The sequence below is a fragment of the Pseudoalteromonas sp. G5_S1_54_S4 genome (genome assembly GCF_054968565.1).
Genome location: NZ_JBQKUL010000016.1, coordinates 1 through 23,879, shown reverse-complemented (window position 1 = coordinate 23,879; position 23,879 = coordinate 1). Strand labels below are relative to the sequence as shown.

Below are 23,879 nucleotides of genomic sequence, written 5' to 3'. Positions count from 1 at the left end.
ATGAAAAAAAGCGCATACCGCGTCATTGCGTGTATCTGTGTACTGCATTCATTAGTCACTGGCGTTGCCGTGGCTAATGAAGATCGTACTAAAAAAGACCTATCCCAAGTTCAAGTGGCTTTAGAGCAAAGCCAAGCTGAATATCAACAACAGCAAAAAGAAATAGCTAAACAGCAGCAAAAACTAAAAGCACATGAACTCGCTATAGCGAAAAACGCTAAAGCACTCAATATGGCTGAGCAATCTGTTAAAAAAACACAACAACAGCAAGCAGAGCAACAACAACGCGCGGTAAAGCTTGAAAAACAACAAGCCCAATTTCAGCGTGTGTTAGCAGCACAGTTAAAAAGTGCTTATATGGCAGGTAGTGATGACTATTCAAAAATGCTGCTTAACCAAGAAGATACCGCTAAATTTGAACGTACGCTTAGCTATTACAACTACTTAAATAAAGCCCGCATAAAGCAGCTTGATGAACTTAAAGCGCTGCAAATAGAAATTGCGAAAAACCAAGCTGATCTTGAAAAAACAAAAGAAAAGCTAGTTGCTTTATTTGATGAACAAAAAAGGCGACAAGCAGCGCTTCTTGACGCTAAAAATGAGCGCCAAGCCAGCCTAAAAAATCTAAAAAAGCAGTTAAATAAAACAAAAAATTCAATTAGTTACTTAGAAGAGAACGAACAAACGCTGATCGCAACTATTAAAGAACTTGAAGAAGAAAAAACCACAAAAATTGAGCTATTGGGCCTAAATAAAAATAAAGGAAGATTAAGCTGGCCGAGTAAAGGCAAACTTACGCACAAGTTTGGCCAACGTAAGCACGGCGGAATTAACTGGAAAGGCGTGTTAATTTCTGCTGCAGAGGGCACTTCAGTAAATAGCATTCATAACGGTCAGGTGGTATTTGCAGATTGGTTAAAAGGTTACGGCTGGGTGATTGTTGTGGACCACGGAGAAGGCTTTATGAGCTTATACGGGCATGCACAAACCTTACTCAAAGATGTGGGTGATATGGTCAGAGAGGGTGAAAGCGTTGCTTTAGTTGGGCAAAGCGGTGGACAAGCCGATTCTGGTCTATACTTTGAAATACGCCACAAAGGGCGTGCTGTTAATCCCATAAAATGGTGCAGACGTATTTAATCTTAAAATAACTGCATCCTAGTAGAGGCAGTTATGATAAACACACACATTTGCCAAAAAAAAGTATCGCAAGCAAAACCAATGTTTTGGTTTTGTTTGCAGGTATTTTTTTATTGGCACTTTTTGGCTTTATAAATACTACCTATGCAAGCTCAGTTAAAGACTTAGAAAGCCAAAAAATAAATGAAATACTGTTTAATATCCATACCTACTACGTTGATGATTTAGCACTGCAAAACAGTGAGTATATTGAATACAACACCTCTCAATTTGAACGCTTATACTCTAAACTCGATCCCTACTCTAAATATTTAGATAAAAATGAGCTAAATGCGTTATTTGATAATACCAATGGTCGCTATACTGGCTTAGGCATTGAGGTCAAAAATATTGAGCAGCGCACCACGATTGTTAAAGTAATTAATAATTCGCCTGCTAAACAAGTCGGCCTGCGAGCTGGCGATATTATTACAGCAGTTAATAATCAGCAGATTAAAAATAGTCCTATTGATATAGTCGCGCAGCAAATTAAAGACAGCCCCAACAATAAAGTACAACTAAGTATTATCCGAAATAACAATCTAACACCGCTTATATTTAACCTCAGCAGAAAACAAATAAAACTGGCCAGTGTAACTAAGCAACTACTTGATGCGGGTAGCGGTTATATTGCTATAAATACCTTTTCAAACCACACCTTGCATGAAGTTGCCTTACAAATAGCCGCTATGCAAAACCATTACGGCCACGCATTAAAAGGCTTAATTATTGATTTACGAGACAACCCTGGCGGGACTTTAAAAAGCGCGGTTGCTGTGGCAGATCTCTTTTTACAAGATGGTCTAATAGTAACGACCAAAGGGCGCTTTTATGATTCTAATCAGTCGTTTTACGCTAAACGCGGCGATATTTTAAAAGGCGCACCTATTGTTGTACTGATTAACGAAAACTCAGCCTCTGCAGCAGAAATACTGGCTGCAGCACTAAAAGAAAATATGCGTGCAAAAATAGTGGGGAGTCAGTCATTTGGCAAAGGGTCGGTACAATCACTCATTCCATTAGGCGATGGTGATACCGCCTTAAAACTAACTACCGCACGCTACTTTACGCCATCAGGTGAATCGATTGAAGGTATTGGCGTGACTCCGAATGTGGCGATTAATCAAACAACGCTTCCACAAACAAATAAAGCCGTTATAATAAAAAATGAACAATTAGAACAAAACACCGTTTTTAGCACTGAAGATTTAGCCGATATCCAGTTAACCAAGGCAAAACAGCTACTCAACATGCACTAAATTCGGTAAATTATTTTAAACACGACAAAGATAATAAAAATTATAAAACGTGAAAACTATAAATTTAATGGTGTTAGCTGGGCTGTTTTTAGCCTTATTTGCAACATCGAGTGCTGTTAAAGCCAAGCAAATAGCCATAGTGATCGATGACATAGGTTATCATCAACGTGATTTAGAATTCCTGAGTTTACCTGGGCAGTTGTCCTATTCAATATTGCCCCACACCCCCTATTCTCAAATATTTGCAACCCTTGCTAGTCAGTCAAATAAAGAGCTCCTGTTGCATGTTCCTATGCAGGCTTTAAATGGTAAAAAACTCGGGCCTGGTGCGCTCACTTTAAATATGGATAAAGCACAACTTCAACAAACGCTCGGGAATGCGCTGGCCAGTTTACCGCAAGTTAAAGGAGTTAATAACCATATGGGCTCTGCGCTGACTCAACAAAGCCAAGCAATGAAATGGACCATGGAAGTACTCAAAAAACGCCAGCTGTATTTTCTTGATAGCCGTACAACTGAATTAAGCCAAGCTCAGAATGCAGCCAACTTTTTGGGAGTGGAAAATATTAGCCGACATGTATTTTTAGACAATATAACGACCACAGAGCAACTACAATTAAGATTAGAAGAGCTAAAATCAAAAGCAACTAAGTATCAGTTTGCCATTGCAATAGCGCATCCCTACCCCGAAACCATCGATTTTTTACGCCACGCTTTGCCGCAATTAAGTGAGCAAGGATTTGAACTGGTGCCAGTATCGCAACTGGTCGAACGTAAATATGTACAAATAGCTCAGCAAGAAGCTATTTCATTAAACTGATGGGGTAAGTAAACCCCCTAACCCATCAGTTAATTTAACTACTTAAACGCATTATATTTATAAAATAAACGTCGCTACTTTGGCATTTAAATCTGTAGCTCTGTCTTTTAATACTTCAGCTTGGCTTAAATGCGCAGTTGCTGAGGTAGTAATTTCATCGGTTACATCTTTAATGGCGACCGTATTTCTAGTAATTTCATTAGTCACTTGCGTTTGCTCTTCTGCTGCAACCGCTATTTGACCTGCCATATCAGAAATTTCATTCACTGCTAAGGTGATTTCCTCTAGTGCATGAGCTGCTGCATTAACATCATCCACACTATTGTTAGCATACCCCTTACTGCTGTCCATCAAGCTCACTGCTTTTTTGGTCGTATTTTGTAAGGTTTCTATGGTGGTGTAAATTTCTGCTGTGGAGTTTTGCGTTCTTCTTGATAGTACACGCACCTCATCGGCAACCACTGCAAAGCCACGCCCTTGTTCACCAGCACGGGCAGCCTCTATTGCGGCATTGAGTGCTAAGAGATTTGTTTGCTCAGCAATTTCTTGAATGGTAGTCAAAATACTCGATATAGCCTGAGCATGTAAGCTTAGTTCGCCAATGACGGTGGTTGTTTGGTCTATTTCACCCGCAAGTGAATTAATCGTATTTCTGGTTTTATCAACTAACAGTTTACCTTCACGGCTACTTTGCGCTGACTGCTGTGATGCCGTCGCGGTATTTTCGGCATTAGCAGCAATCTCATGGGTTGCACTTGCCATCTCTGTGACCGCAGTGGCAACCATCGCCACTTCTTGCTGCTGACGCTGCAACTCACTGACACTGTTTTGATTGGTGATTAAGCTTTTCTCTGCATCAAAATCTAAATCAGTAGCTAACTGGCGAATATGGCTTATAAGCTCATGCTGGCTGCTTACAAAGCGATTAAAACTATCAGCCAGTACCCCAACTTCATCTTGTGTATCAACACTAATACGCTGGGTCAAATCACCGTTACCATCAGCAATTGTTGATAACGCTTGAGATACTCGGCTTAACGGCGCAAGCAACACACTTAATAACCATGAAATAGCCAACACGCTCAATAAAAGTGCCACACTGACTAATACGAGTTGAGTTACTAATAAACTAATTAACGGTGCCTCTAAGGTTTCTTTATCCAATACAAATAGCAACTGCCAATCGGTATTATTTATATTTTCACCCCAAACAAGCTTCTTTCGGCCTTCATCTTTAAAATAAAGGGGAGTAAATTCACCGTTTTGACTATTAGATAAAATGAATTGGTGATTTATTTTCGAGTCAATATGCGTAATATCTGCCATTACTTTTTTAGTGTCTTTATAGGCAATCACAGTGCCATCTTGATGCATCATGATGGCATACCCATTTGCCGGTAAAGACATAGTATTAACATCATTAACTAAAGACTCAATCGATAAATCACCCGCTACCACGCCACTTTGTGTGGTTTTAGCAATAGAAACAACCAACTGATTAAACGCAGTATCTAAATAAGGTTTGGTAATTACGGTGCCATTTTTCAGCTGTGCTTGTTTATACCATGGACGAGTGCGCGGGTCGTAGCCGGTTCGATCAATACTTGGATCAGAGTCAGTCATTTTCCCGATACTATCTCCAAAGTAAGTTAATTGAAAACCACCCGACACTTTGGCTTGCTGTAATGCGCTGAGCGTATTGCCCTCAACCTTACTCGCAACTGACTCTATGATCTGCTGACGACTAGCTAGCCAATCTTCAATACTCGCAGCTTGTTGCTTACCAGACTGACTTACATTATCAATACTGCTTTTTAACAGTAACGCTTTTTGAGAGGTGTAGCTATTCCACGATAGCAATACAATAATAACGGCTAGGGCAAGAACCACCGATAGCAAGATCTTTTTCTTTAGTGAATATGAGTTCATATTGAGTGTAAATACTCGCGTTAAATGAAATTGAAAGGCAATAAGCACAGCAATTAATAATTTAATTTAGGCTACGGTTTGAACGACAAGTCGCTCAGGTGCGCGAATATTTTCATATACCCAAATTAAAAACAAACTAAAATCATGTATTTAAATTAAAACCAAACTTATTCATTAACTTTAACTAGGGTATATTTAATTAAAAGATATACAGATGTGACTAGAGGTAAGCAAAATAAGAAAAACGATACTTTTTGTTAACCTCTTTTTTTAACTAAAAAAAAGCCCCGCATTTTCATGCAGGGCTTTATAACTTTTTAAGTACGATTAACTCATCGCGCTTTGTAATTTTTTCATTGCTGTTTTTTCCAGCTGGCGAACACGCTCTGCTGATACGCTGTATTTTTCAGCCAACTCTTGCAGTGTTGCTTTATCATCTGACAACCAGCGTGCGCTAACGATATCTTGAGAACGCTCATCGAGGGTTTTCAAAGCGCTAAATAATCGCGTATGCGACTGCTCTTGCCATTGTTGCTGCTCAATATCATCGGCTAAGTCAGCAGAACCATCCGTTAAGTATTGCACTGGTGAGTAAGTACTGGTTGGCGCATCGTCGTTATCGTCGCCTGTTAAGTCAAAGCCCATGTCTTGGCCGCTCATACGCGATTCCATTTCACGCACTTCTTTTTCACTCACACCTAGCTCGCTCGCTACTGTGCTAACTTCAGCTTGATTAAACCAGCCTAAACGTTTTTTGTTTTTACGAAGATTAAAAAACAGTTTACGTTGCGCTTTGGTTGTCGCAACTTTTACGATACGCCAGTTTTTAAGCACAAACTCATGAATTTCGGCTTTGATCCAATGAACCGCAAATGAAACCAAACGTACACCCACTGATGGGTCAAAACGTTTTACTGCCTTCATCAGTCCAATGTTACCCTCTTGAATTAAATCAGCTTGTGGTAACCCGTAACCCGAGTAGCTTTTTGCTATGTGCGCTACAAAGCGCAGGTGCGACATAATGAGTTGCTTTGCAGCACTAAGATCGCCTTCTTCCTGAAGTTTTTTTGCAAGTTCCTGCTCTTGCTCAACTTTAAGCATAGGAATAGTACTAACAGCTTGAAGATAGCCATCCATACTTGCGCTTTGTTGCCCAACTGTAAGTGCCATTGCGTATAAATCTTTACTCATTTTTCACCTCGGTGATAAACATTTGAAACCATCTTAGCACTCTTTTAGCAAGAGTGCTAACTTGAATTTAAAACTTTTTTGAATCATAAATCAAGTGGTTTTTTTAGTGTTAAGTCAGTCTACACTAGGCGACTGAATAACCTATGAATTGATTTAGCCAAAGCAAAGATTAATCTTTTTGCTTTGGCTTTTTTATAATTTTAAACTTAAAACATGACAGTTTTAAGAATTATATTAGGGCCCTAAACCTTATCGGGTTCTATTTCTGAGATGTAACGGTTAACCGATAAGTAAGAACCAATAAAGCCTAAGCTAGTGGCCAACAATACCAACGCGCCAAATTCATTAAGGCTAAGCCCTATTAGCGTAAAGCTGGTTTGATATACCCCTGCAACACTGCTTACCGCAGCAGATAGCCACCACATCATTAATGCTACGCAAATAAAAGCAAACAATCCGCCAATCACGCCATACCAAATGCCAGTCCATAAAAAGGGGGCATGAATAAAGGTATTAGTTGCCCCTACGAGCTTCATTACCTGTATTTCTTCTTTTTTATCCATAATAGATAAACGAATTGTGTTGCCTATAATAAGCGTCACTGAGGTCAGTAATAATAGCGCAATCGTAATTACACTTTCTTTTAACAAACTGAGTAATGCATTTAAACGTTCAAGCCAAGCAATATCAAGCTTACCAAAATCAACTTCGCGTTCACCTTCAAGTTTTTTAAGCAATAGCTTAGCCGCATTAGGTTGGCTATGTCGCTGGGTTGGTGTAACTAAAACCACATTCGGTAATGGGTTACTATCTAGGTATTCTAAAGCTTGACCAAACCCAGACATTTCTTTGAATTCATCCAAAGCCTCAGTGCGAGAAATAAAAGTCACACTTTGTATTTCAGGATATAGCGCTAAGCGTTTAACTAAAGTTTGCGTTTCTTGCTCACTCATACCCTCTTTTACAAACAAGGATATTTCGCTGGCTTGCTCAAAACCACTGCTCACTTGCTGAACATTTTTAACCACTAAGTATAACGTTGCGGGCAAGGTTAAACTCAAACCCAGTACAGCAATGGTCATCATAGAGGCTAATGGCGTGCGCCACATTTCCCCAAGACTGTACACACCTTGGCGAAAAATATTAATAATGAAAAAGTAACCGCCAGAGAATACGGATTTTTTTTGTTTATCATTACTATTTTGACGGCTTTTGAACAGTAAACTCATAATACACCCTCAGCCAGTGGATCTTGGCTCATCCGCCCATCATGAAGCGTTAAGCTACGATACTTCATTCGTGATACTAACCCCAAGTCATGGGTGGCAATTAAAACCGTGGTGCCATGCTTATTAAAATCTTCGAACAGGCGTAATATTTCCATCGATAACTCAGGATCAAGATTACCGGTAGGTTCATCAGCTAATAGTATAGGAGGAGAATTAACAATGGCTCGTGCAATCCCTACACGTTGCTGCTCACCGCCAGAGAGTGTGGAGGGGTGACAGCGTACTTTATCTAACAAGCCCACTTTATCGAGCGCACCATGCACACGCTTGGCAATTTGCTTGTGGTGAGTCCCTTCAATAATTAAGGGCAAAGCAACGTTATCGAACACCGTGTATCGTTCTAATAGACGATGATTTTGAAAAATAATACCAATGTCGCGGCGTGCATACGGAATTTGTCGTGAATTTAACTTATTTAAATCCACGCCATTGATAAACACATTGCCCGCAGAAGGGCGTTCCATCAAGCTAATAAGCTTTAAAAGTGTACTTTTACCGGCACCACTGTGGCCCGTTAAAAAAGCCAGTTCGCCTGGTTTTATATGAAAACTCACTTTTTCAAGCGCGCGATGCCCACCGGCATAGGTTTTACTTACTTGCTGAAAATTTATCATTTTTTTATTATGCCAACCTCATTAAACGTCCTAACGCAATTGGTATTCCTTGCAATTAAAAAGGGAGCAGGCTCCCTTTTGGTAAATTAAACGTCGTCCTCATCTTGGCTAAATAGCGCGTCAATAAAGTCATCGCTCTTGAAGGTGCGTAAATCATCAATACTTTCACCTACACCAATGTAACGAATAGGAATATTAAACTTATCAGCAACGGCAAAAATAACCCCGCCTTTAGCGGTGCCATCAAGCTTTGATAGTGTGATACCCGTTAGACCTACACATTGGTTAAATAAGTTTACTTGGCTAATAGCATTTTGGCCTGTGCCAGCATCAATTGTCAGCATCACTTCATGCGGTGCATCTGGGTCTACTTTTTTCATCACACGGGCTATTTTTTCAAGCTCTTGCATTAAGTTATCTTTATTTTGCAAGCGCCCTGCTGTATCGGCAATTAACACATCAACATTACGCGCTTTAGCGGCTTGAAAGGCATCAAATACCACTGAGGCGCTATCAGCACCAGTGTGCTGAGCTATAACAGGAATACTATTACGCTCACCCCAAACTTGAAGCTGCTCTACTGCTGCGGCTCTAAATGTATCACCGGCAGCAAGCATTACCGATTTACCTTGGTTTTGAAATTGTTTCGCCATTTTACCAATGGTGGTGGTTTTACCTACGCCGTTTACACCTACCATAAGGATAACGAAAGGTTTTTTGTCTGCTGGTATTTCTAAAGGCTGCTCTGCTGTTTTCAGCATAGTTGCCATTTCTTGCTTCATTAATTCATAAAGCGCATCACCATCTTTAAGCTGCTTGCGATCAGCGGCGTCGGTCAGGCTATCGATTAGCTTCATTGTGGTATCAACACCAAGATCGGCAGTGAGTAACTGAGTCTCTAATTCTTCAAATAACTCATCGTCAATTTTTTTACCGCTGAAAATTGAGGCAAAGCCAGAACCAATATTAACGCGTGTTTTCAGTAAGCCTTTTTTGAGGCGAGAGAAAAAACCTTCTTTTTTAGGTTTTTCCGCTTTTATAGCTTCTTCCTTTGCAAGCTCTGCGGTCAGTCGCTGTTGCTCTAGGCGTTCAGACTCCTCTTCAGCAGCCAGACGCTGTTGTTCTAAACGCTCGTTCTCAGCTTGTTCTGCTACAATGCGCTGTTGTTCTAAACGCTCATTTTCAGCTTGCTCTGCTGCAATGCGCTGTTGTTCTAAACGCTCGTTCTCAGCTTGCTCTGCTGCAATGCGCTGTTGTTCTAAACGCTCGTTCTCAGCTTGCTCTGCTGCAATACGCTGTTGTTCTAGACGCTCGTTCTCAGCTTGTTCTGCTGCAATACGCTGTTGTTCTAAACGCTCGTTCTCAGCTTTTTCTGCTGCAATGCGCTCTTGCTCTAACTGCATTTGCGCTTCTTGTTCTGCTAAACGTTTGGCTTGCTCTTGTCTTTGTTGCTCTGCATCTGCCTGCTGTTTAGCTAATAGCTCTGCATTAGCGTGTTCAATCGCTTGTTTTTCTTCTGCCGCTGCGCGCTGTGCTTGCGCCTGTTTCTCTTGCTCTAAACGCTCGGCCTCTGCTTCAGCTTGTAAACGCTCTGCCGCAGCTTGCTCTGCAGCTAAACGTTCTTGCTCGGCTTTTTCTGCCTGCTCTTGTGCTAAACGATCTTGTTCAGCTGCAATTCGAGCTTGTTCTATACGCTCGGCTTCTGCTTCAGCCTGTAAACGCTCTGCCTCAGCTTGCTCTGCAGCTAAACGTTCTTGCTCGGCTTTTTCTGCCTGCTCTTTTGCTAATGCTTGTTGTTTATCAGCTTCTGCTTGTTTTTTATCTAACTTGCCAAAACCGAGCCACGACATGAATTTACTTTTTTTTGCCATACTTGCTAATAACCACTTATAAAAATCTGATAAACTAACGATAATGATAGCGTGCTTTTAAGCCTAAATAATTGCTTTTAGCAACACGTTATCCTCGAGGGTGCATAATAGTAACACTTTTAGCGCAGTTGAAAAATGACACGCCGTGATATGATTGCAATATTATCTGAGCTAGATCATAGATACCAATTTTTAGTGAGTTAAATGAGAAAAAAAACCACACAAAATAACACCACTCATAAATCAGCTGATGGGGTTATTAGAATCATTAGCGGCCAATTTCGCGGTCGAAAACTGCCAGTAAAAGATGTTCAAGGTCTGCGTCCTACAACCGACCGAATTAAAGAAACGGTGTTTAATTGGTTGATGCACGATACCCGCGATGCGCACACTCTCGATTGCTTTGCCGGTTCCGGTGGATTGGGATTTGAAGCATTGTCGCGTTTTGCAAAACACACCACATTCATAGAGCTTGATTCACAAGCAGCAAAACAATTAGAGCAAAACATTGCGACGCTTGATGCACAAAACGCGCAAGTCGTTAATACCAATACACTGACGTTTTTAGAGAGAAAAAACACCAGTGACACATTTAATTTGGTTTTTATTGACCCGCCATTTCGCAAAAATTTAGCTCAATCATGCTGTGATTTATTGGAAAATAATCAATGGCTCGACCCCGAAGCATTGATATATGTTGAAGTAGAAACTGAGCTAACCTCGTTTAAAGCACCAAATAACTGGTTGTTAATTAAAGAGAAAAAGGCAGGTCAGGTTTTTTGTAGGCTGTACCAACGCCATATAAATTAACACTGTTTTAGCTGCTGTGTTTCTGTTAATATTATCCTTTACATGTGGTGTTGCTTCGGATTACAATACCGCACCATTTTTGAACCACTTGATCAATGTTTGATCAACTTGAGCAACGCTCATAATTTAGGTAGGTGAATTTTTAATGCCAGTAATTAAAGTAAGAGAGAACGAACCGTTTGACGTAGCACTTCGTCGCTTCAAGCGTTCATGTGAAAAAGCAGGTATCCTTTCAGAAGTTCGTCGTCGCGAGCACTATGAAAAACCAACAGCTGAGCGTAAGCGTAAAAAAGCAGCTGCTGTTAAACGTCACATGAAAAAACTTTCTCGTGATAACGCTCGTCGCGTTAAATTATACTAATATATTAGGTCTTGTATAAATGAGCCTTTTAATAACGCTAAAAGATGCGCAAAAAGATGCGATGAGAGCCAAAGACAAACAACGTCTTAACCCTATTCGTATGGTACTTGCTGCAATCAAGCAACGTGAAATTGACGAGCAAATAACACTAGACGACGCAGGTATTACCTCCGTTATAGTGAAGCTTGTTAAACAACGTCGCGACTCTTACACTCAGTACAAAGATGCTGGGCGTGATGATTTAGCTGATATTGAAGCCAATGAAATTACAGCACTTGAAGCTTTTTTACCTCAACAATTGAGTGAAGAAGAAATTATTGCTCTCATTGACGCGGCTATTGCTGATACTAACGCAGCAGGTATGCAAGACATGGGTAAAGTAATGGGTATAATCAAAAGCAAAGCCGAAGGTCGTGCCGATATGGGCAAAATCTCAGGTTTAATTAAGCAACGATTAACTGCCTAATACCCCCACATACATTTAGTATGATTGAAGTAAACCGAGCCTTGAGCTCGGTTTCTTCGTTTAGATATTTAGTACTTCAAAAAATTATGCATTTGTGTTCAAATCTTTGCGTATTATAATTCGTTTTCATCACTTTTCTATTTATCTTAGGGCTGTACTTTAAACAATGGCTGGAAAGATCCCACGCAACTTTATCGATGATTTATTGGCACGAACCGATATTGTCGACCTGATTGACTCAAAGGTAGGGTTGAAAAAAGCGGGCAAAGACTATCAAGCTTGCTGTCCTTTTCATAATGAGAAGTCGCCTTCATTTACCGTATCGCAAGATAAACAGTTTTATCATTGCTTTGGCTGTGGCGCTAACGGCAATGCTATTTCTTTTGTAATGGAGTATGACAAACTCGAGTTTGTTGATGCAATTGAGGAACTAGCCAGTTTACTTAACCTTGATGTTCCTCGCGAACAAGGGAGCAGTAATGGACCAGAGCGCACAGCGGCACAAAAACGTTCAGACTATGATCTAATGCTGCATGCAGCACGCTTTTATCAACATCAGTTAAAACATCACAGTAACTCTGAAGCGGTAATCGATTACGTTAAAGGTCGCGGCTTAAGCGGTGCAACCGTTAAAAAGTTTATGATAGGTTATGCGCCCAGCGAATGGGAAGGGCTCTGCCAACAACTTGGGCGAAACCAAGAACAAAAAGAACAATTAGTTGAGCTTAAACTCGCATCTGAGAAAACCCCAGGCAAACAGTTCGACTTTTTTCGTGATCGCTTAATGTTTCCAATTCGTGATAAACGCGGCCGCGTTATTGCTTTTGGTGGGCGAGTAATGCAAGCCGATCAAGGGCCTAAATATTTAAACTCTCCGGAGACGCGCATATTTCATAAGGGCTTTGAACTCTATGGCCTTTATGAAGCTAAACAAGCACACAAGAAGCTTGACCATGTACTGATTGTTGAAGGTTACATGGACGTAGTAGCGCTGGCAGAACAAGGTATTGAATATGCCGTAGCAGCCCTTGGTACAGCGACAACCAGCGAGCATATGCACACTTTATTTAGAACCACAGATAAAGTTATTTGTTGTTACGATGGTGACCGTGCAGGTAAAGATGCTGCGTGGCGCGCACTCGAAAATGCGTTGCCTTACTTAAACGATGGCAAAGCACTGCATTTTGTATTTTTACCCGATGGTGAAGACCCTGATTCACTCGTACAACAAGAAGGTAAAGCAGCTTTTGAGCAACGCCTTGAAAACGCAGATGACTTCACTAAAGTGCTGTTTAATAAACTAAGTAAAGAGATTGATTTAACACTAGATTCCGGTAAGGCTAAGTTACTCAGTGCGGCACTGCCCCTGATTGAAAAGATCCCAAGTGAGTTTTACCAAGAAAATATCCTAGAGCAACTTGGGCGATTGATTGGCCGTACCCGTGAGCAACTCAATAATCACTTAAAAACGCCAAAACAGCAGCAAGCAATTGAACGAAAATTTAAAATTACACCCATGCGCCAAGCAATAGGGATTTTAATTCAGCACCCTAACTTGGCTAAAAGTGTGCCCTATTTACCCGATTTAGCTCAAATGAATATTGCGGGTATTGGCTTATTATTGCGACTACAACATCAAGCATTACAAAAAGATGGCATTACCACCGCACAAATTCTTGAATCATTTCGGGGCACCGATGACTACGAGCCATTAACTAAGTTAGCGACATGGCAACATCAAATAAATGAAGAGCGTTTAGAGACTGTTTTCCAAAATACTTTCAAATTTATTGAAGATCAGTGTTTAAATTATCGACTAGAGACCCTATTAATAAAAGACAAGACACAGGGCCTAAATAGCGACGAACGACTAGAATGTCATTTACTAATGACAGCGTTAAAAGCAACGAACAGCTAGTCAGATTTGATTTAGGCTGTTATACTGTGCTATTCACTGCGTCATATTATTCTGGTTAGCCTTTGAGCAAACTCCATGATGGCGCCTGTTGTATCAACTTATCAGAGTGGAAGAAACAATCTCTATGGATCCAACTCCTCAGTCACAATTAAAACTTCTGATTCAAAAAGGTAAAGAGCAAGGTTACTTAACTTTTGCAGAAGTTAATGATCACCTTCCACAAGATATTATCGACTCAGATCAAGTAGAAGATATCATTAGCATGATTAATGACATGGGTATCAAGGTTAGCGAAAACGCGCCTGATGCCGATGAATTAATGATGCAAGAAACCACGACAGACGAAGACGCAGCGGAAGCTGCCGCTGCAGCCCTTGCTACTGTAGAAAAAGAAATTGGCCGTACAACTGACCCTGTTCGCATGTATATGCGTGAAATGGGTACTGTTGAGCTTCTTACTCGTGAAGGCGAAATTGTCATCGCTAAACGTATTGAAGAAGGCATTAACCAAGTTCAAATTTCGGTTGCTGAATACCCAGAAGCGATCACTTACCTACTTGAACAGTGGGATAAGTTTGAAGCAGAAGAGATGCGTCTTAGCGATATTATCTCTGGCTTTTTCGATCCTGATGCAGACGAAGCACCACCTATTGCTGCCACTAACATTGGTTCTGAATTAAGTGAAAAACAGCTTGATGACAGCGACGATGATGACGATGACAGCGATGATGAAGACGAAGAAGAAGTAGATACAGGTCCAGATCCTGAAGAAGCGCGCATCCATTTCGAAAATTTACGTAATTTATATACTAAAGCACGTGAAACATTCGATAAAAAGGGTCGCTCTCACCCAGAGTCTCAAGCCGCTATTTTAGAAATTGGTGAGCTGTTCAGAACCTTTAAACTCGTGCCTAAACAGTTTGATCGCATGGTTAATAACATGCGTGAAATGATGGACAGAGTTCGCGTTCAAGAACGTCTTATCATGAAGCATGCAGTACAAGTTTCAAAGCTTCCAAAGAAAACCTTTGTTAAGCACTTTGCAAACAACGAAACTGACACAGCATGGCTTGATATTGAAATTGCAGCAAACGAAAAGCACTCAGCTAAACTTGAAGAAGTGAAGCCTGAAATACTTCGTTGTATTAGCAAACTTACTTCAATGGAAGAAAGCACTGGCTTAAGCATTGAACGTATTAAAGATATAAACCGTCGCATGAGTATTGGTGAAGCGAAAGCGCGCCGTGCTAAAAAAGAGATGGTAGAAGCAAACTTACGTCTTGTAATTTCAATCGCTAAAAAATACACCAACCGTGGTTTACAGTTCTTAGATTTAATCCAAGAAGGTAACATTGGTCTGATGAAAGCGGTTGATAAGTTTGAATACCGTCGTGGTTATAAGTTTTCAACTTATGCTACGTGGTGGATCCGTCAAGCAATTACGCGCTCTATTGCTGACCAAGCAAGAACAATCCGTATTCCAGTACATATGATTGAAACGATCAATAAGTTGAACCGTATTTCACGTCAAATGTTACAAGAAATGGGTCGTGAGCCAAATCCAGAAGAATTAGCTGAACGCATGATGATGCCTGAGGATAAAATCCGTAAGGTACTTAAGATTGCAAAAGAGCCAATTTCAATGGAAACACCAATTGGTGATGATGAAGATTCGCACTTAGGCGACTTTATCGAAGATACGACTATTGATTCGCCAATCGATTCGGCAACAATGGAGTCTCTTCGTGGCGCAACTAACGACGTGCTCGCTGGCTTAACAGCCCGTGAAGCGAAAGTACTACGTATGCGTTTTGGTATTGATATGAATACCGACCACACGTTAGAAGAAGTAGGTAAACAGTTTGACGTAACACGTGAGCGTATTCGTCAAATTGAAGCGAAGGCACTGCGTAAATTACGTCACCCTTCTCGCTCTGATTTACTGAAAAGCTTTTTAGACGCTAAATAATCTAGCGTTACATTATGAGTTAACTTAAAAGGCCGCTGTAGCGGCCTTTTTTCTATTTCAAGGAAATAAACATGGCTTGGATCCAAATCCGTATCAATGCCAATGCTGCAACTGCTGATGCAGTCAGTGACCTATTAATGGAAGCAGGCAGTGCTTCTGTTACTTTTATTGATGCAAAAGACACGCCTATCTATGAGCCTAAAATTGGCACTGTTGTATTTTGGGCTGACACCACAGTGATAGGTCTATTCGAAGCTAATCACGATATGAACGCAGTGGTTGCGTTATTGAAGCGCCATGATGAGCTAAAAGACAATTTAGTTTACAAAATTGAGCAACTCGAAGATAAAGACTGGGAACGTGAGTGGATGGATAACTTTCACCCTATTCAATTTGGCGAAAAACTCTGGATTTGTCCAAGCTGGCGCGACATTCCAGACCCAGACGCAGTCAATGTACTACTTGATCCTGGTCTTGCTTTTGGTACTGGCACACACGCCACTACAGCACTGTGTTTAAAATGGTTAGAAAGCCAAGATTTAACTGGTAAAACCGTGGTCGATTTTGGCTGTGGCTCAGGCATATTAGGTATTGCAGCAATAAAATTGGGTGCTGAGCGCATGATTGGGATAGACATTGACCCACAAGCGCTTGAAGCAAGCCTAGATAACGCTAATCGCAATGGTGTTGCTGACAAGCTTGAAGTTTACCTGCCAGAAAATCAACCTGAGTTTACTGCTGACATTGTAGTGGCAAATATTTTAGCGCAACCACTGCGTGAGCTTCATAGTGTTATTTTAGGATTATTAAAGCCAGGCGGTAAAATTGCTATGTCGGGAATTTTAGAAGAACAAGCACAATCGGTTGCTGACATATACGCGCCCTTTATTGAGCTCGATGAAATTGCCATTGAAGGCGATTGGACCCGAGTAAGTGGCACTAAAAAAGCGTAATAGTGCGTTATTAAAAAATTTAGAGTATTAACTCAAAAGTCGTATCTAAAGCCTGTATTTAACAGGCTTTACTATTTTTTTACATAATAAAAAATAAAGATTTTTTATTATAAAAGTAACAGCCGTTCAAAATTCACACAAATAAACCGCTTCGTCATACGGTTATCAAATGTCAATACGAAAAGAGCAAAAAAAAGTCACTTTTGTTCAATTTATAGCCTTTGATTTTTGCGTAAAAAGCCGTAAACTTAGCGCCCCTTGAAAAGAGGCCTATTGAATATCGTGCGTATCGGTTCATACCAACTTGAGAATAATGTCATTGTCGCGCCTATGGCGGGCATAACGGACAGACCATTTAGACAGCTATGTCGTCGTTTAGGCGCTGGCCTTGCTGTGTCTGAAATGCTGTCGTCTAATCCGAAGGTTTGGAAAACCGAAAAGTCGATGAACCGAATGGATCATTCTGGTGAGTCGGGTATACGTGCGGTGCAAATTGCAGGAGCAGACCCTGAGCTTATGGCACAGGCCGCACAATTCAATGTTGCAAACGGTGCACAGATCATAGATATCAATATGGGGTGCCCAGCAAAAAAAGTGAACAAGAAACTTGCAGGCTCAGCCTTATTACAGTTTCCAGAACTCGTGGAAGAGATTATTGATGCCGTAGTAAACGCGGTTGATATACCTGTGACACTTAAAATCCGTACCGGATGGGATCAGGACAACCGTAATGGTGTAGAGATTGCAAGAATAGCTGAACGTTATGGCATTGCATCACTGGCTGTACATGGGCGCACGCGCGCATGTATGTATAAAGGTGATGCTGAGTACGCCACAATTAGGGATATAAAACGTTCAGTGTCGATACCTGTCGTTGCTAATGGTGATATTACATCACCTGAAAAAGCAAAGCAGGTTTTGGACTATACGGGTGCAGATGCCATTATGATTGGTCGAGCCGCCCAAGGTCGCCCTTGGATATTTAGGGAGATAGACCACTATTTGCGAACTGGTGAACATATGCAGCCACCTGCTATTGCAGAGGTGCGCAGTATTTTAATGGAGCATTTAACCAACCTCCATATGTTTTACGGTGAGCCAATGGGAGCACGAATCGCTCGCAAACATGTATCTTGGTATTTGCAAACCCATGACAGTGACGGTCAGTTTAGGCGAGTATTTAATGCGCTCGACAATTCAGAGGCACAGGTCGTCGCATTAGAGCAATACTTTAAAACACTAGCAGCTAACTAAGAAAGAAAGAGACTTTATAATGTTCGAACAAAACGTGACTTCTCCATTTATCACTAACCCTCATGTTCAGTCACACGAGAAACCGCAGCCATTGCGTGATGCAGTGAAAAAAGCTGTTCACCACTACTTAAAGCAGCTTAACGGTCAAGATGTGCAAGACGTTTACGACCTTGTTCTTTCTGAGCTAGAAGCGCCATTGCTTGAAGAAGTAATGACTTACACACGTGGCAATCAAACTCGTGCGGCAATTTTACTAGGTATCAACCGTGGTACTTTACGTAAAAAGCTTAAAAAATACGGTATGAACTGATACCAGCTATATTGAAACCGTAATCATTCTAACGAGCTAATTAAGCCCCTAACTGCGTTAAAAATTTTTTATGTAGAATAACTACACAGCAAAATTTTTGCCTTGTTATTGACTTATTTCTCTGTCGTTATAATTGCTTACTAATCCAATACAGCTGGTACAAAGTATTTTGAGTAAAAAGCACCTTAGGGTGCTTTTTTTATTTGTAAAATTTATTAACGAAATTGCAAAATGCTCACGCTTTATGGTTCGTTATAAGTCGTTTTTTGAGTCGTAATCAGTTAAAATACGCGCTTCTAAGCTAGCTCATTAACTGAGGAAATCAAACTACAATGGATACACATCGTCCTATACGTCGCGCACTTTTGAGTGTGTCAGACAAAACCGGTATTGTTGAATTTGCCCGTGCACTAGAAGCACAAGGTGTTGAAATACTTTCAACTGGCGGCACGTGTAAACTACTTGCTGACAATGCGATTAAAGTTACCGAAGTATCAGATCACACCGGACACCCTGAGATCATGGATGGTCGCGTAAAAACCCTACACCCAAAAATTCATGGCGGTATTCTTGCTCGTCGTGGCCAAGATGAAGGCGTAATGGCAGATAACAACATTTCTGCTATCGACATCGTTGTAGTTAACTTATACCCCTTTGCGAATACTGTCGCTCAAGAAAACTGCAGCCTTGAAGATGCTATTGAAAACATCGATATTGGTGGCCCAACGATGGTACGTGCGGCAGCTAAAAATCACAAAGATGTGACGATCGTTGTTAACGCAAGCGACTACGACCGTGTTATTAGCGAAATGCAAAATAACAACGGCTCAACAACCTACAAAACACGCTTTGACTTAGCTATTGCAGCGTATGAGCATACAGCGCAGTACGATGGCATGATTGCTAACTACTTCGGTAAAATGGTTCCTGATTACACAGAAGAAGCCGCTATCGATACTAAGTTCCCGCGTACTATTAATATGCAATTCACTAAAAAGCAAGATATGCGCTACGGTGAAAATTCGCATCAAGATGCCGCGTTTTATGTTGAGAACGACATCACTGAAGCGTCAGTGGCAACAGCGACTCAACTGCAAGGTAAAGCATTATCGTTTAACAATATTGCCGACACCGATGCTGCACTTGAGTGTGTAAAAGAATTTGATGTACCTGCGTGTGTTATTGTAAAACACGCTAACCCATGTGGTGTTTCAATTGGTAATAATATCTTAGAAGCGTACGAGCGCGCCTTTAAAACTGACCCAACGTCAGCATTTGGCGGCATTATTGCTTTTAACCAAGAACTTGATGCTAAGACTGCACAAGCGATTGTTGAACGTCAATTTGTTGAAGTTATTATTGCACCAAGCGTAAGCCCTGAAGCGGCTCAAATAGTCTCTGCTAAGCAAAACGTTCGCTTATTAGAGTGTGGTGAATTCTCAGCTAAAGGCACAGGTCACGACATTAAGCGTGTAAATGGCGGTGTACTTATTCAAGACCGTGATTTAGGCATGGTAACGCAAGGCGACTTAACGGTTGTGTCTAAGCGCCAACCTTCTGAGCAAGAGCTTAAAGATTTATTATTCTGCTGGAAAGTGGCTAAATTTGTTAAATCAAACGCCATTGTTTATGCCCGCGACGGTATGACTATAGGTGTAGGTGCGGGCCAAATGAGCCGCGTTTACTCAGCTAAAATTGCCGGTATTAAAGCCGCTGATGAAAGCCTTGAAGTAAAAGGCTCAGTGATGGCATCAGATGCATTCTTCCCATTCCGCGATGGTATTGATGCAGCTGCAGAGGCTGGCATTACTGCTGTTATCCAACCAGGTGGTTCAATGCGCGATGAAGAAGTGATTGCGGCCGCTGACGAAGCTGGAATGGCAATGGTGTTTACCGGTATGCGCCACTTCCGTCATTAATCGCATAAAGAGCTAACGGGTTCAGTTAGCTCTTTTTGTTTGCACCAAATTCACGTATTCTGCTTATTCTATAACCATGACTAACAATTATAATGTGAAGGATTAGACGATGAAATTTGCACTAAAATCTCTACTGGTTGCCACACTGTCATTAAGCTCAACAATGGCGTTGGCACATAACCATGGCCACGACTCAGCATTAACAAATGCAGTTAAAGCAAGCGAGCGTAGCAGTGAGCGCGATCAATACCGCAATCCTGTAGAAACACTCGAATTTTTTGGCTTTAAACCAACAATGACTGTGGTAGAAATTGCCCCAGGTGGTGGTTGGTACAGTGAAATTTTAGCGCCAGCGCTGAAAGAGCAAGGCACCTATTATGCTGCGCACTTCCCTGCTGATTCATCGGTTGGTTATTACCAACGTTCTCTTGCTGGCTTTAAAGCTAAAATCGCTGAAGACGCCCGCTTTAGTCACGTTAAACTCACTGAGTTTGCCCCATCTACACATTTAGATATTGCTCCTGCGGCTAGCGCCGATATGGTACTGACTTTTCGTAATGTCCATAACTGGTACATGAGCAAAGATAAAGAAGCTGCAAGCAATGCGTTTAAGTCTTTTTACAAAGCACTTAAACCAGGCGGCACTTTAGGTGTGGTTGAACACCGCCTACCAGAAGAGCAAGATGATGAGATGCAAAAATCATCAGGTTATATGAAGCAAAGTGTGGTTATTGCACTTGCTGAACAAGCTGGTTTTGAACTTGAAGCAAAAAGCGATATTAATGCAAACCCTCTTGATACAGCCGATCACCCTAAAGGGGTATGGACCCTTCCACCGAGCCTTAGACTTGGCGAGCAAGATGCCGCTAAATATAAAGCCATAGGTGAAAGCGACCGTATGACGCTGAAATTTAAAAAACCGCTTTAAATAGGATATTCGCCATGAATGTATTAGTCATTGGCAGCGGCGGCCGCGAACACGCACTTGCGTTTAAGGCCGCTCAAAATACAAAAGTTAACACTGTTTATGTTGCTCCAGGTAATGCGGGCACAGCTCTTGAGCCAAAACTTGAGAACGTAGCAATTAACGTTGAAGACCTTGATGGACTACTAAGCTTTGCACAACAAAATAATGTTGAGCTAACCATTGTTGGCCCTGAAGTGCCACTAGTATTAGGGGTTGTTGATAAGTTCCGTGAACACGGCTTAGCTATTTTTGGCCCAACCGCCGGTGCAGCCCAGCTTGAAGGGTCTAAATCGTTCACTAAAGACTTTTTAGCACGTCATGCTATTCCAACCGCTGATTACCAAACGTTTGAACAAATCGACCCTGCGCTTGCCTATTTAAAAGAAAAAGGCGCACCGATTGTTATTAAAGCCGATGGTTTAGCGGCTGGTAAAGGCGTTATTGTTGCTATGGACGAACGCGATGCTGAAGAGGCTATTCGCGATATGCTTGCGGGTAATGCCTTTGGTGACGCCGGTAGCCGTGTAGTAATTGAAGAGTTTTTAGAAGGTGAAGAAGCGTCGTTTATTGTCATGGTTGATGGTAAAAACGTACTGCCGTTTGCAACCAGCCAAGACCATAAACGCGCTTACAATGGCGATCAAGGTCCTAACACCGGTGGTATGGGTGCATACTCACCAGCGCCTGTAGTAACCGATGAAATTCATCAGCGCATTATGAACGAAGTGATCTACCCAACGGTAGAAGGTATGGCTAGCGAAGGCCATCCGTACACTGGCTTTTTGTATGCAGGCTTGATGATAGATGAGACAGGTACACCAAAGGTTATTGAATATAACTGTCGTTTTGGCGATCCTGAAACACAACCTATGATGCTACGCTTACAATCAGACTTAGTTGAATTGATTGAAGCTGCTAACCGTGTAGAGCTTGATAAAACCACCATTGAGTTTGATTCACGCGCTGCAGTAGGTGTTGTTTTAGCCGCTAAAGGCTACCCTGATAACTACCCGAAAGGCGATGCTATTAATGGCTTGAAAGTAACTTACCCTGAAGGCGAAAAAGTCTTCCATGCAGGGACTAAGCAAGACGGCGATAACGTAGTGACTGCCGGTGGTCGTGTACTGTGTGCTACTGCACTGGGTAATACAGTTACACAAGCGCAGCAGCGTGCCTATAAACTGGTTGATGAAATCAACTGGGATGGCATGGAATACCGTACTGACATTGCTTATCGCGCAATTGCTCGTGAACAATCATAACGATTGATAACTAACGAGTAAATTTTATAAAAGCGCAGATTATCTGCGCTTTTTACTGCTACACTATAAAAAAGTAATCTGGACATAGATTAATATTGGAATTTAAAACTTTACGCTATCATGCCATAGCAGTTGTAATACTTATTTTTATCTTTTTTATTATCAGCATATTGGCAACAAACTTTGTGATGCCATCGCGCTATACCATAGATAAAATAACCCCTGTTTACCTCGATCATGCTTATTACATAGACAAAAGCAAAACACAAAGTTTTGCAGAAGTAATGACCAAGCAGGCGCTATTTACACAGCAAGAATTTAACGATATACCTTGGAGCTTTGAACAGCAAAATTATTGGTTACGCCTCGATTTAGAAAACAAAAGCAGCCAACAAGAAGATGTGGTTGCCCACTTTGATAACCCGATGGTAGATCATCTCACCATATATCGGCTCAATAGTAACAACCAACTACTCGACACTTATAAGCTTGGCGATAAAGAGCCACGTCTTACTTTATTTAAGTACAGCGTGCCCCACATTCGCTTTAACCTCGATGGCCAATCTACACAACGACTAATTATAAAAATAGATACCGTGGGGATCAGTAAAACCCCAATTCACTTGTATCGCCATAATGTATTTGTTGATTTAGTTCGCTCACAAACAGGCATTTGGGGAATTTTCGCGGGTGTATTGTTAATGGCCTCACTATATAACCTATTACTCTATTTTGGCATTAAAGACCGCGTGTACTTAGTTTATATTGGCTACATTATTAGTGCTATAGCATTAATGGGCACCGTTCTGGGGTTTGGTTTTTATTTATGGCCGCTAGAATGGCAGTTGTTTATTCACGAAAAAATAATTGTCGTTAATTACACTATTGCGTTTTTCACTCTCGCTTTTTGCACCATGTTTTTGCGATATCATAAAGACCGTTGCTGGCGTTATAAATTAAGTGTTGGTTTACTCTGGCTAATGCTAGTGCTCGGTACATTAAGCTTTTTTATTCCTGAAAATATAGCTGCCCCCATATTTTTTGTAATTTTGGGATTACTTTATATCGTCTGCTTTATTTTAATTTATAACAAATTAAAAAGTGGCTTTAGATGGGCTAAGTTTTACGTATTTTCATGGGTGCCATTGATTATTGGTGCAGCCATTCAGCCTTTAGAGCTTACAGGCGTTATTACTTATAGCTTTTCAATACGTCATGCTTTTTTAATGGCCATTTTGTGTGAAATTGTCTTAATGGCCATGGCACTTGCCGATCGGGTTCGTTATCAGCGTGAGCGCGCTTTATATCATGCCACGCATACCCAGCAAACAAAACTGCTCAATAGCGCAAAGTTAAAGTATGCCTTTATGGCACTCAAAGCCCAGCAACGTTCCACCACTTTATGTTTGGTTAAAATACGTCATTTTAACTCGCTAAATACCATTATTACGCCCTCCCAAGGATATGAATTAATTAAGCATGTTGCGCACGAATTAGAATGCCAATTAAGCTTTGAGAGAGAATTTTTTAACTTAAGT

The 23,879-nt window shown here is 41.1% G+C and carries 20 protein-coding genes; 15 read left to right on the top strand and 5 right to left on the bottom strand.

Going from position 1 to position 23,879, the window contains the following annotated elements:
- From ACTRWE_RS08255 to ACTRWE_RS08245, 3 genes are all read left to right on the top strand, one after another.
- On the top strand, nt 1-1,140 hold the full coding sequence (locus tag ACTRWE_RS08255) for a murein hydrolase activator EnvC family protein (RefSeq protein WP_462879814.1): 1,140 nt from the start codon (nt 1-3) through the stop codon (nt 1,138-1,140).
- Nucleotides 1,141-1,232: 92 nt separating this feature from the next.
- Nucleotides 1,233-2,438 (top strand): S41 family peptidase, encoded by a 1,206-nt coding sequence (locus ACTRWE_RS08250; protein ID WP_462879813.1) that lies wholly within the window; start codon nt 1,233-1,235, stop codon nt 2,436-2,438.
- Between the two features lie 67 nt (nt 2,439-2,505).
- A complete protein-coding gene (locus ACTRWE_RS08245) occupies nt 2,506-3,258 on the top strand; it encodes a divergent polysaccharide deacetylase family protein (protein ID WP_013465952.1) in 753 nt (250 codons plus the stop codon).
- Nucleotides 3,259-3,315: 57 nt separating this feature from the next.
- Here ACTRWE_RS08245 and ACTRWE_RS08240 read toward each other — a convergent pair whose 3' ends face one another.
- The 5 genes from ACTRWE_RS08240 to ftsY form a co-directional block, all read right to left on the bottom strand.
- Nucleotides 3,316-5,187: a methyl-accepting chemotaxis protein gene (locus ACTRWE_RS08240; protein ID WP_462879812.1), complete on the bottom strand. Its 1,872-nt coding sequence runs from the start codon at nt 5,185-5,187 to the stop codon at nt 3,316-3,318.
- A gap of 327 nt (nt 5,188-5,514) precedes the next feature.
- Nucleotides 5,515-6,378, bottom strand: coding sequence for an RNA polymerase sigma factor RpoH (gene rpoH, locus ACTRWE_RS08235; protein WP_013465954.1), 864 nt, complete (start codon nt 6,376-6,378; stop codon nt 5,515-5,517).
- A 242-nt stretch (nt 6,379-6,620) separates the two neighbouring features.
- Nucleotides 6,621-7,607, bottom strand: coding sequence for a permease-like cell division protein FtsX (ftsX, locus tag ACTRWE_RS08230; RefSeq protein ID WP_215521861.1), 987 nt, complete (start codon nt 7,605-7,607; stop codon nt 6,621-6,623).
- A complete protein-coding gene (gene ftsE, locus ACTRWE_RS08225; protein WP_013465956.1) occupies nt 7,604-8,281 on the bottom strand; it encodes a cell division ATP-binding protein FtsE in 678 nt (225 codons plus the stop codon). Before ftsE ends, ftsX begins: the two co-directional genes overlap by 4 nt.
- 86 nt (nt 8,282-8,367) lie before the next feature.
- On the bottom strand, nt 8,368-10,152 hold the full coding sequence (ftsY, locus tag ACTRWE_RS08220) for a signal recognition particle-docking protein FtsY (RefSeq protein WP_462879810.1): 1,785 nt from the start codon (nt 10,150-10,152) through the stop codon (nt 8,368-8,370).
- A gap of 204 nt (nt 10,153-10,356) precedes the next feature.
- Between ftsY and rsmD the strand changes: the two genes are divergently transcribed.
- The 12 genes from rsmD to ACTRWE_RS08160 form a co-directional block, all read left to right on the top strand.
- Nucleotides 10,357-10,962: a 16S rRNA (guanine(966)-N(2))-methyltransferase RsmD gene (rsmD, locus tag ACTRWE_RS08215; protein ID WP_013465959.1), complete on the top strand. Its 606-nt coding sequence runs from the start codon at nt 10,357-10,359 to the stop codon at nt 10,960-10,962.
- Nucleotides 10,963-11,107: 145 nt separating this feature from the next.
- Nucleotides 11,108-11,323, top strand: a complete 216-nt coding sequence (gene rpsU / locus ACTRWE_RS08210; protein ID WP_002957797.1) for a 30S ribosomal protein S21 — start codon at nt 11,108-11,110, stop codon at nt 11,321-11,323.
- A 19-nt stretch (nt 11,324-11,342) separates the two neighbouring features.
- Complete coding sequence (locus ACTRWE_RS08205) at nt 11,343-11,789, top strand: GatB/YqeY domain-containing protein (RefSeq protein ID WP_016899740.1); 447 nt, start codon at nt 11,343-11,345, stop codon at nt 11,787-11,789.
- A 166-nt stretch (nt 11,790-11,955) separates the two neighbouring features.
- On the top strand, nt 11,956-13,707 hold the full coding sequence (gene dnaG / locus ACTRWE_RS08200) for a DNA primase (RefSeq protein WP_028835595.1): 1,752 nt from the start codon (nt 11,956-11,958) through the stop codon (nt 13,705-13,707).
- Between the two features lie 124 nt (nt 13,708-13,831).
- Complete coding sequence (rpoD, locus tag ACTRWE_RS08195) at nt 13,832-15,676, top strand: RNA polymerase sigma factor RpoD (RefSeq protein WP_462879809.1); 1,845 nt, start codon at nt 13,832-13,834, stop codon at nt 15,674-15,676.
- Nucleotides 15,677-15,747: 71 nt separating this feature from the next.
- Nucleotides 15,748-16,629 carry a 50S ribosomal protein L11 methyltransferase gene (prmA, locus tag ACTRWE_RS08190; protein ID WP_008466387.1) on the top strand — a complete coding sequence of 294 codons (882 nt, stop codon included), beginning with the start codon at nt 15,748-15,750 and terminating at the stop codon, nt 16,627-16,629.
- Between the two features lie 282 nt (nt 16,630-16,911).
- Entirely contained in the window at nt 16,912-17,883 is a 972-nt protein-coding gene (gene dusB / locus ACTRWE_RS08185) for a tRNA dihydrouridine synthase DusB (RefSeq protein WP_171034673.1), read from the top strand.
- Between the two features lie 19 nt (nt 17,884-17,902).
- Entirely contained in the window at nt 17,903-18,193 is a 291-nt protein-coding gene (gene fis, locus ACTRWE_RS08180; RefSeq protein WP_002957804.1) for a DNA-binding transcriptional regulator Fis, read from the top strand.
- A 332-nt stretch (nt 18,194-18,525) separates the two neighbouring features.
- Nucleotides 18,526-20,112, top strand: coding sequence for a bifunctional phosphoribosylaminoimidazolecarboxamide formyltransferase/IMP cyclohydrolase (gene purH / locus ACTRWE_RS08175; protein WP_462879807.1), 1,587 nt, complete (start codon nt 18,526-18,528; stop codon nt 20,110-20,112).
- A 109-nt stretch (nt 20,113-20,221) separates the two neighbouring features.
- On the top strand, nt 20,222-21,040 hold the full coding sequence (locus ACTRWE_RS08170; protein ID WP_064663974.1) for a class I SAM-dependent methyltransferase: 819 nt from the start codon (nt 20,222-20,224) through the stop codon (nt 21,038-21,040).
- A 14-nt stretch (nt 21,041-21,054) separates the two neighbouring features.
- Nucleotides 21,055-22,341, top strand: coding sequence for a phosphoribosylamine--glycine ligase (purD, locus tag ACTRWE_RS08165; RefSeq protein WP_462879806.1), 1,287 nt, complete (start codon nt 21,055-21,057; stop codon nt 22,339-22,341).
- A gap of 95 nt (nt 22,342-22,436) precedes the next feature.
- The coding region (locus ACTRWE_RS08160) for a 7TMR-DISM family protein (RefSeq protein WP_462879804.1) at nt 22,437-23,879 on the top strand (1,443 nt) is incomplete at its 3' end.

What these genes read in the sequence shown, in the direction of transcription:
- ACTRWE_RS08245 (WP_013465952.1), top strand. Translation starts at nt 2,506, where the DNA reads ATGGTGTTAGCTGGGCTGTTTTTAGCCTTATTTGCAACATCGAGTGCT.
- purD (WP_462879806.1), top strand. Translation starts at nt 21,055, where the DNA reads ATGAATGTATTAGTCATTGGCAGCGGCGGCCGCGAACACGCACTTGCG.
- rpoD (WP_462879809.1), top strand. Translation starts at nt 13,832, where the DNA reads ATGGATCCAACTCCTCAGTCACAATTAAAACTTCTGATTCAAAAAGGT.
- ACTRWE_RS08170 (WP_064663974.1), top strand. Translation starts at nt 20,222, where the DNA reads ATGAAATTTGCACTAAAATCTCTACTGGTTGCCACACTGTCATTAAGC.
- ftsX (WP_215521861.1), bottom strand. Translation starts at nt 7,607, where the DNA reads ATGAGTTTACTGTTCAAAAGCCGTCAAAATAGTAATGATAAACAAAAA.
- fis (WP_002957804.1), top strand. Translation starts at nt 17,903, where the DNA reads ATGTTCGAACAAAACGTGACTTCTCCATTTATCACTAACCCTCATGTT.
- rpoH (WP_013465954.1), bottom strand. Translation starts at nt 6,378, where the DNA reads ATGAGTAAAGATTTATACGCAATGGCACTTACAGTTGGGCAACAAAGC.
- rsmD (WP_013465959.1), top strand. Translation starts at nt 10,357, where the DNA reads ATGAGAAAAAAAACCACACAAAATAACACCACTCATAAATCAGCTGAT.
- ACTRWE_RS08205 (WP_016899740.1), top strand. Translation starts at nt 11,343, where the DNA reads ATGAGCCTTTTAATAACGCTAAAAGATGCGCAAAAAGATGCGATGAGA.
- ftsE (WP_013465956.1), bottom strand. Translation starts at nt 8,281, where the DNA reads ATGATAAATTTTCAGCAAGTAAGTAAAACCTATGCCGGTGGGCATCGC.
- ACTRWE_RS08240 (WP_462879812.1), bottom strand. Translation starts at nt 5,187, where the DNA reads ATGAACTCATATTCACTAAAGAAAAAGATCTTGCTATCGGTGGTTCTT.
- prmA (WP_008466387.1), top strand. Translation starts at nt 15,748, where the DNA reads ATGGCTTGGATCCAAATCCGTATCAATGCCAATGCTGCAACTGCTGAT.
- ftsY (WP_462879810.1), bottom strand. Translation starts at nt 10,152, where the DNA reads ATGGCAAAAAAAAGTAAATTCATGTCGTGGCTCGGTTTTGGCAAGTTA.
- rpsU (WP_002957797.1), top strand. Translation starts at nt 11,108, where the DNA reads ATGCCAGTAATTAAAGTAAGAGAGAACGAACCGTTTGACGTAGCACTT.
- dnaG (WP_028835595.1), top strand. Translation starts at nt 11,956, where the DNA reads ATGGCTGGAAAGATCCCACGCAACTTTATCGATGATTTATTGGCACGA.
- purH (WP_462879807.1), top strand. Translation starts at nt 18,526, where the DNA reads ATGGATACACATCGTCCTATACGTCGCGCACTTTTGAGTGTGTCAGAC.
- ACTRWE_RS08255 (WP_462879814.1), top strand. Translation starts at nt 1, where the DNA reads ATGAAAAAAAGCGCATACCGCGTCATTGCGTGTATCTGTGTACTGCAT.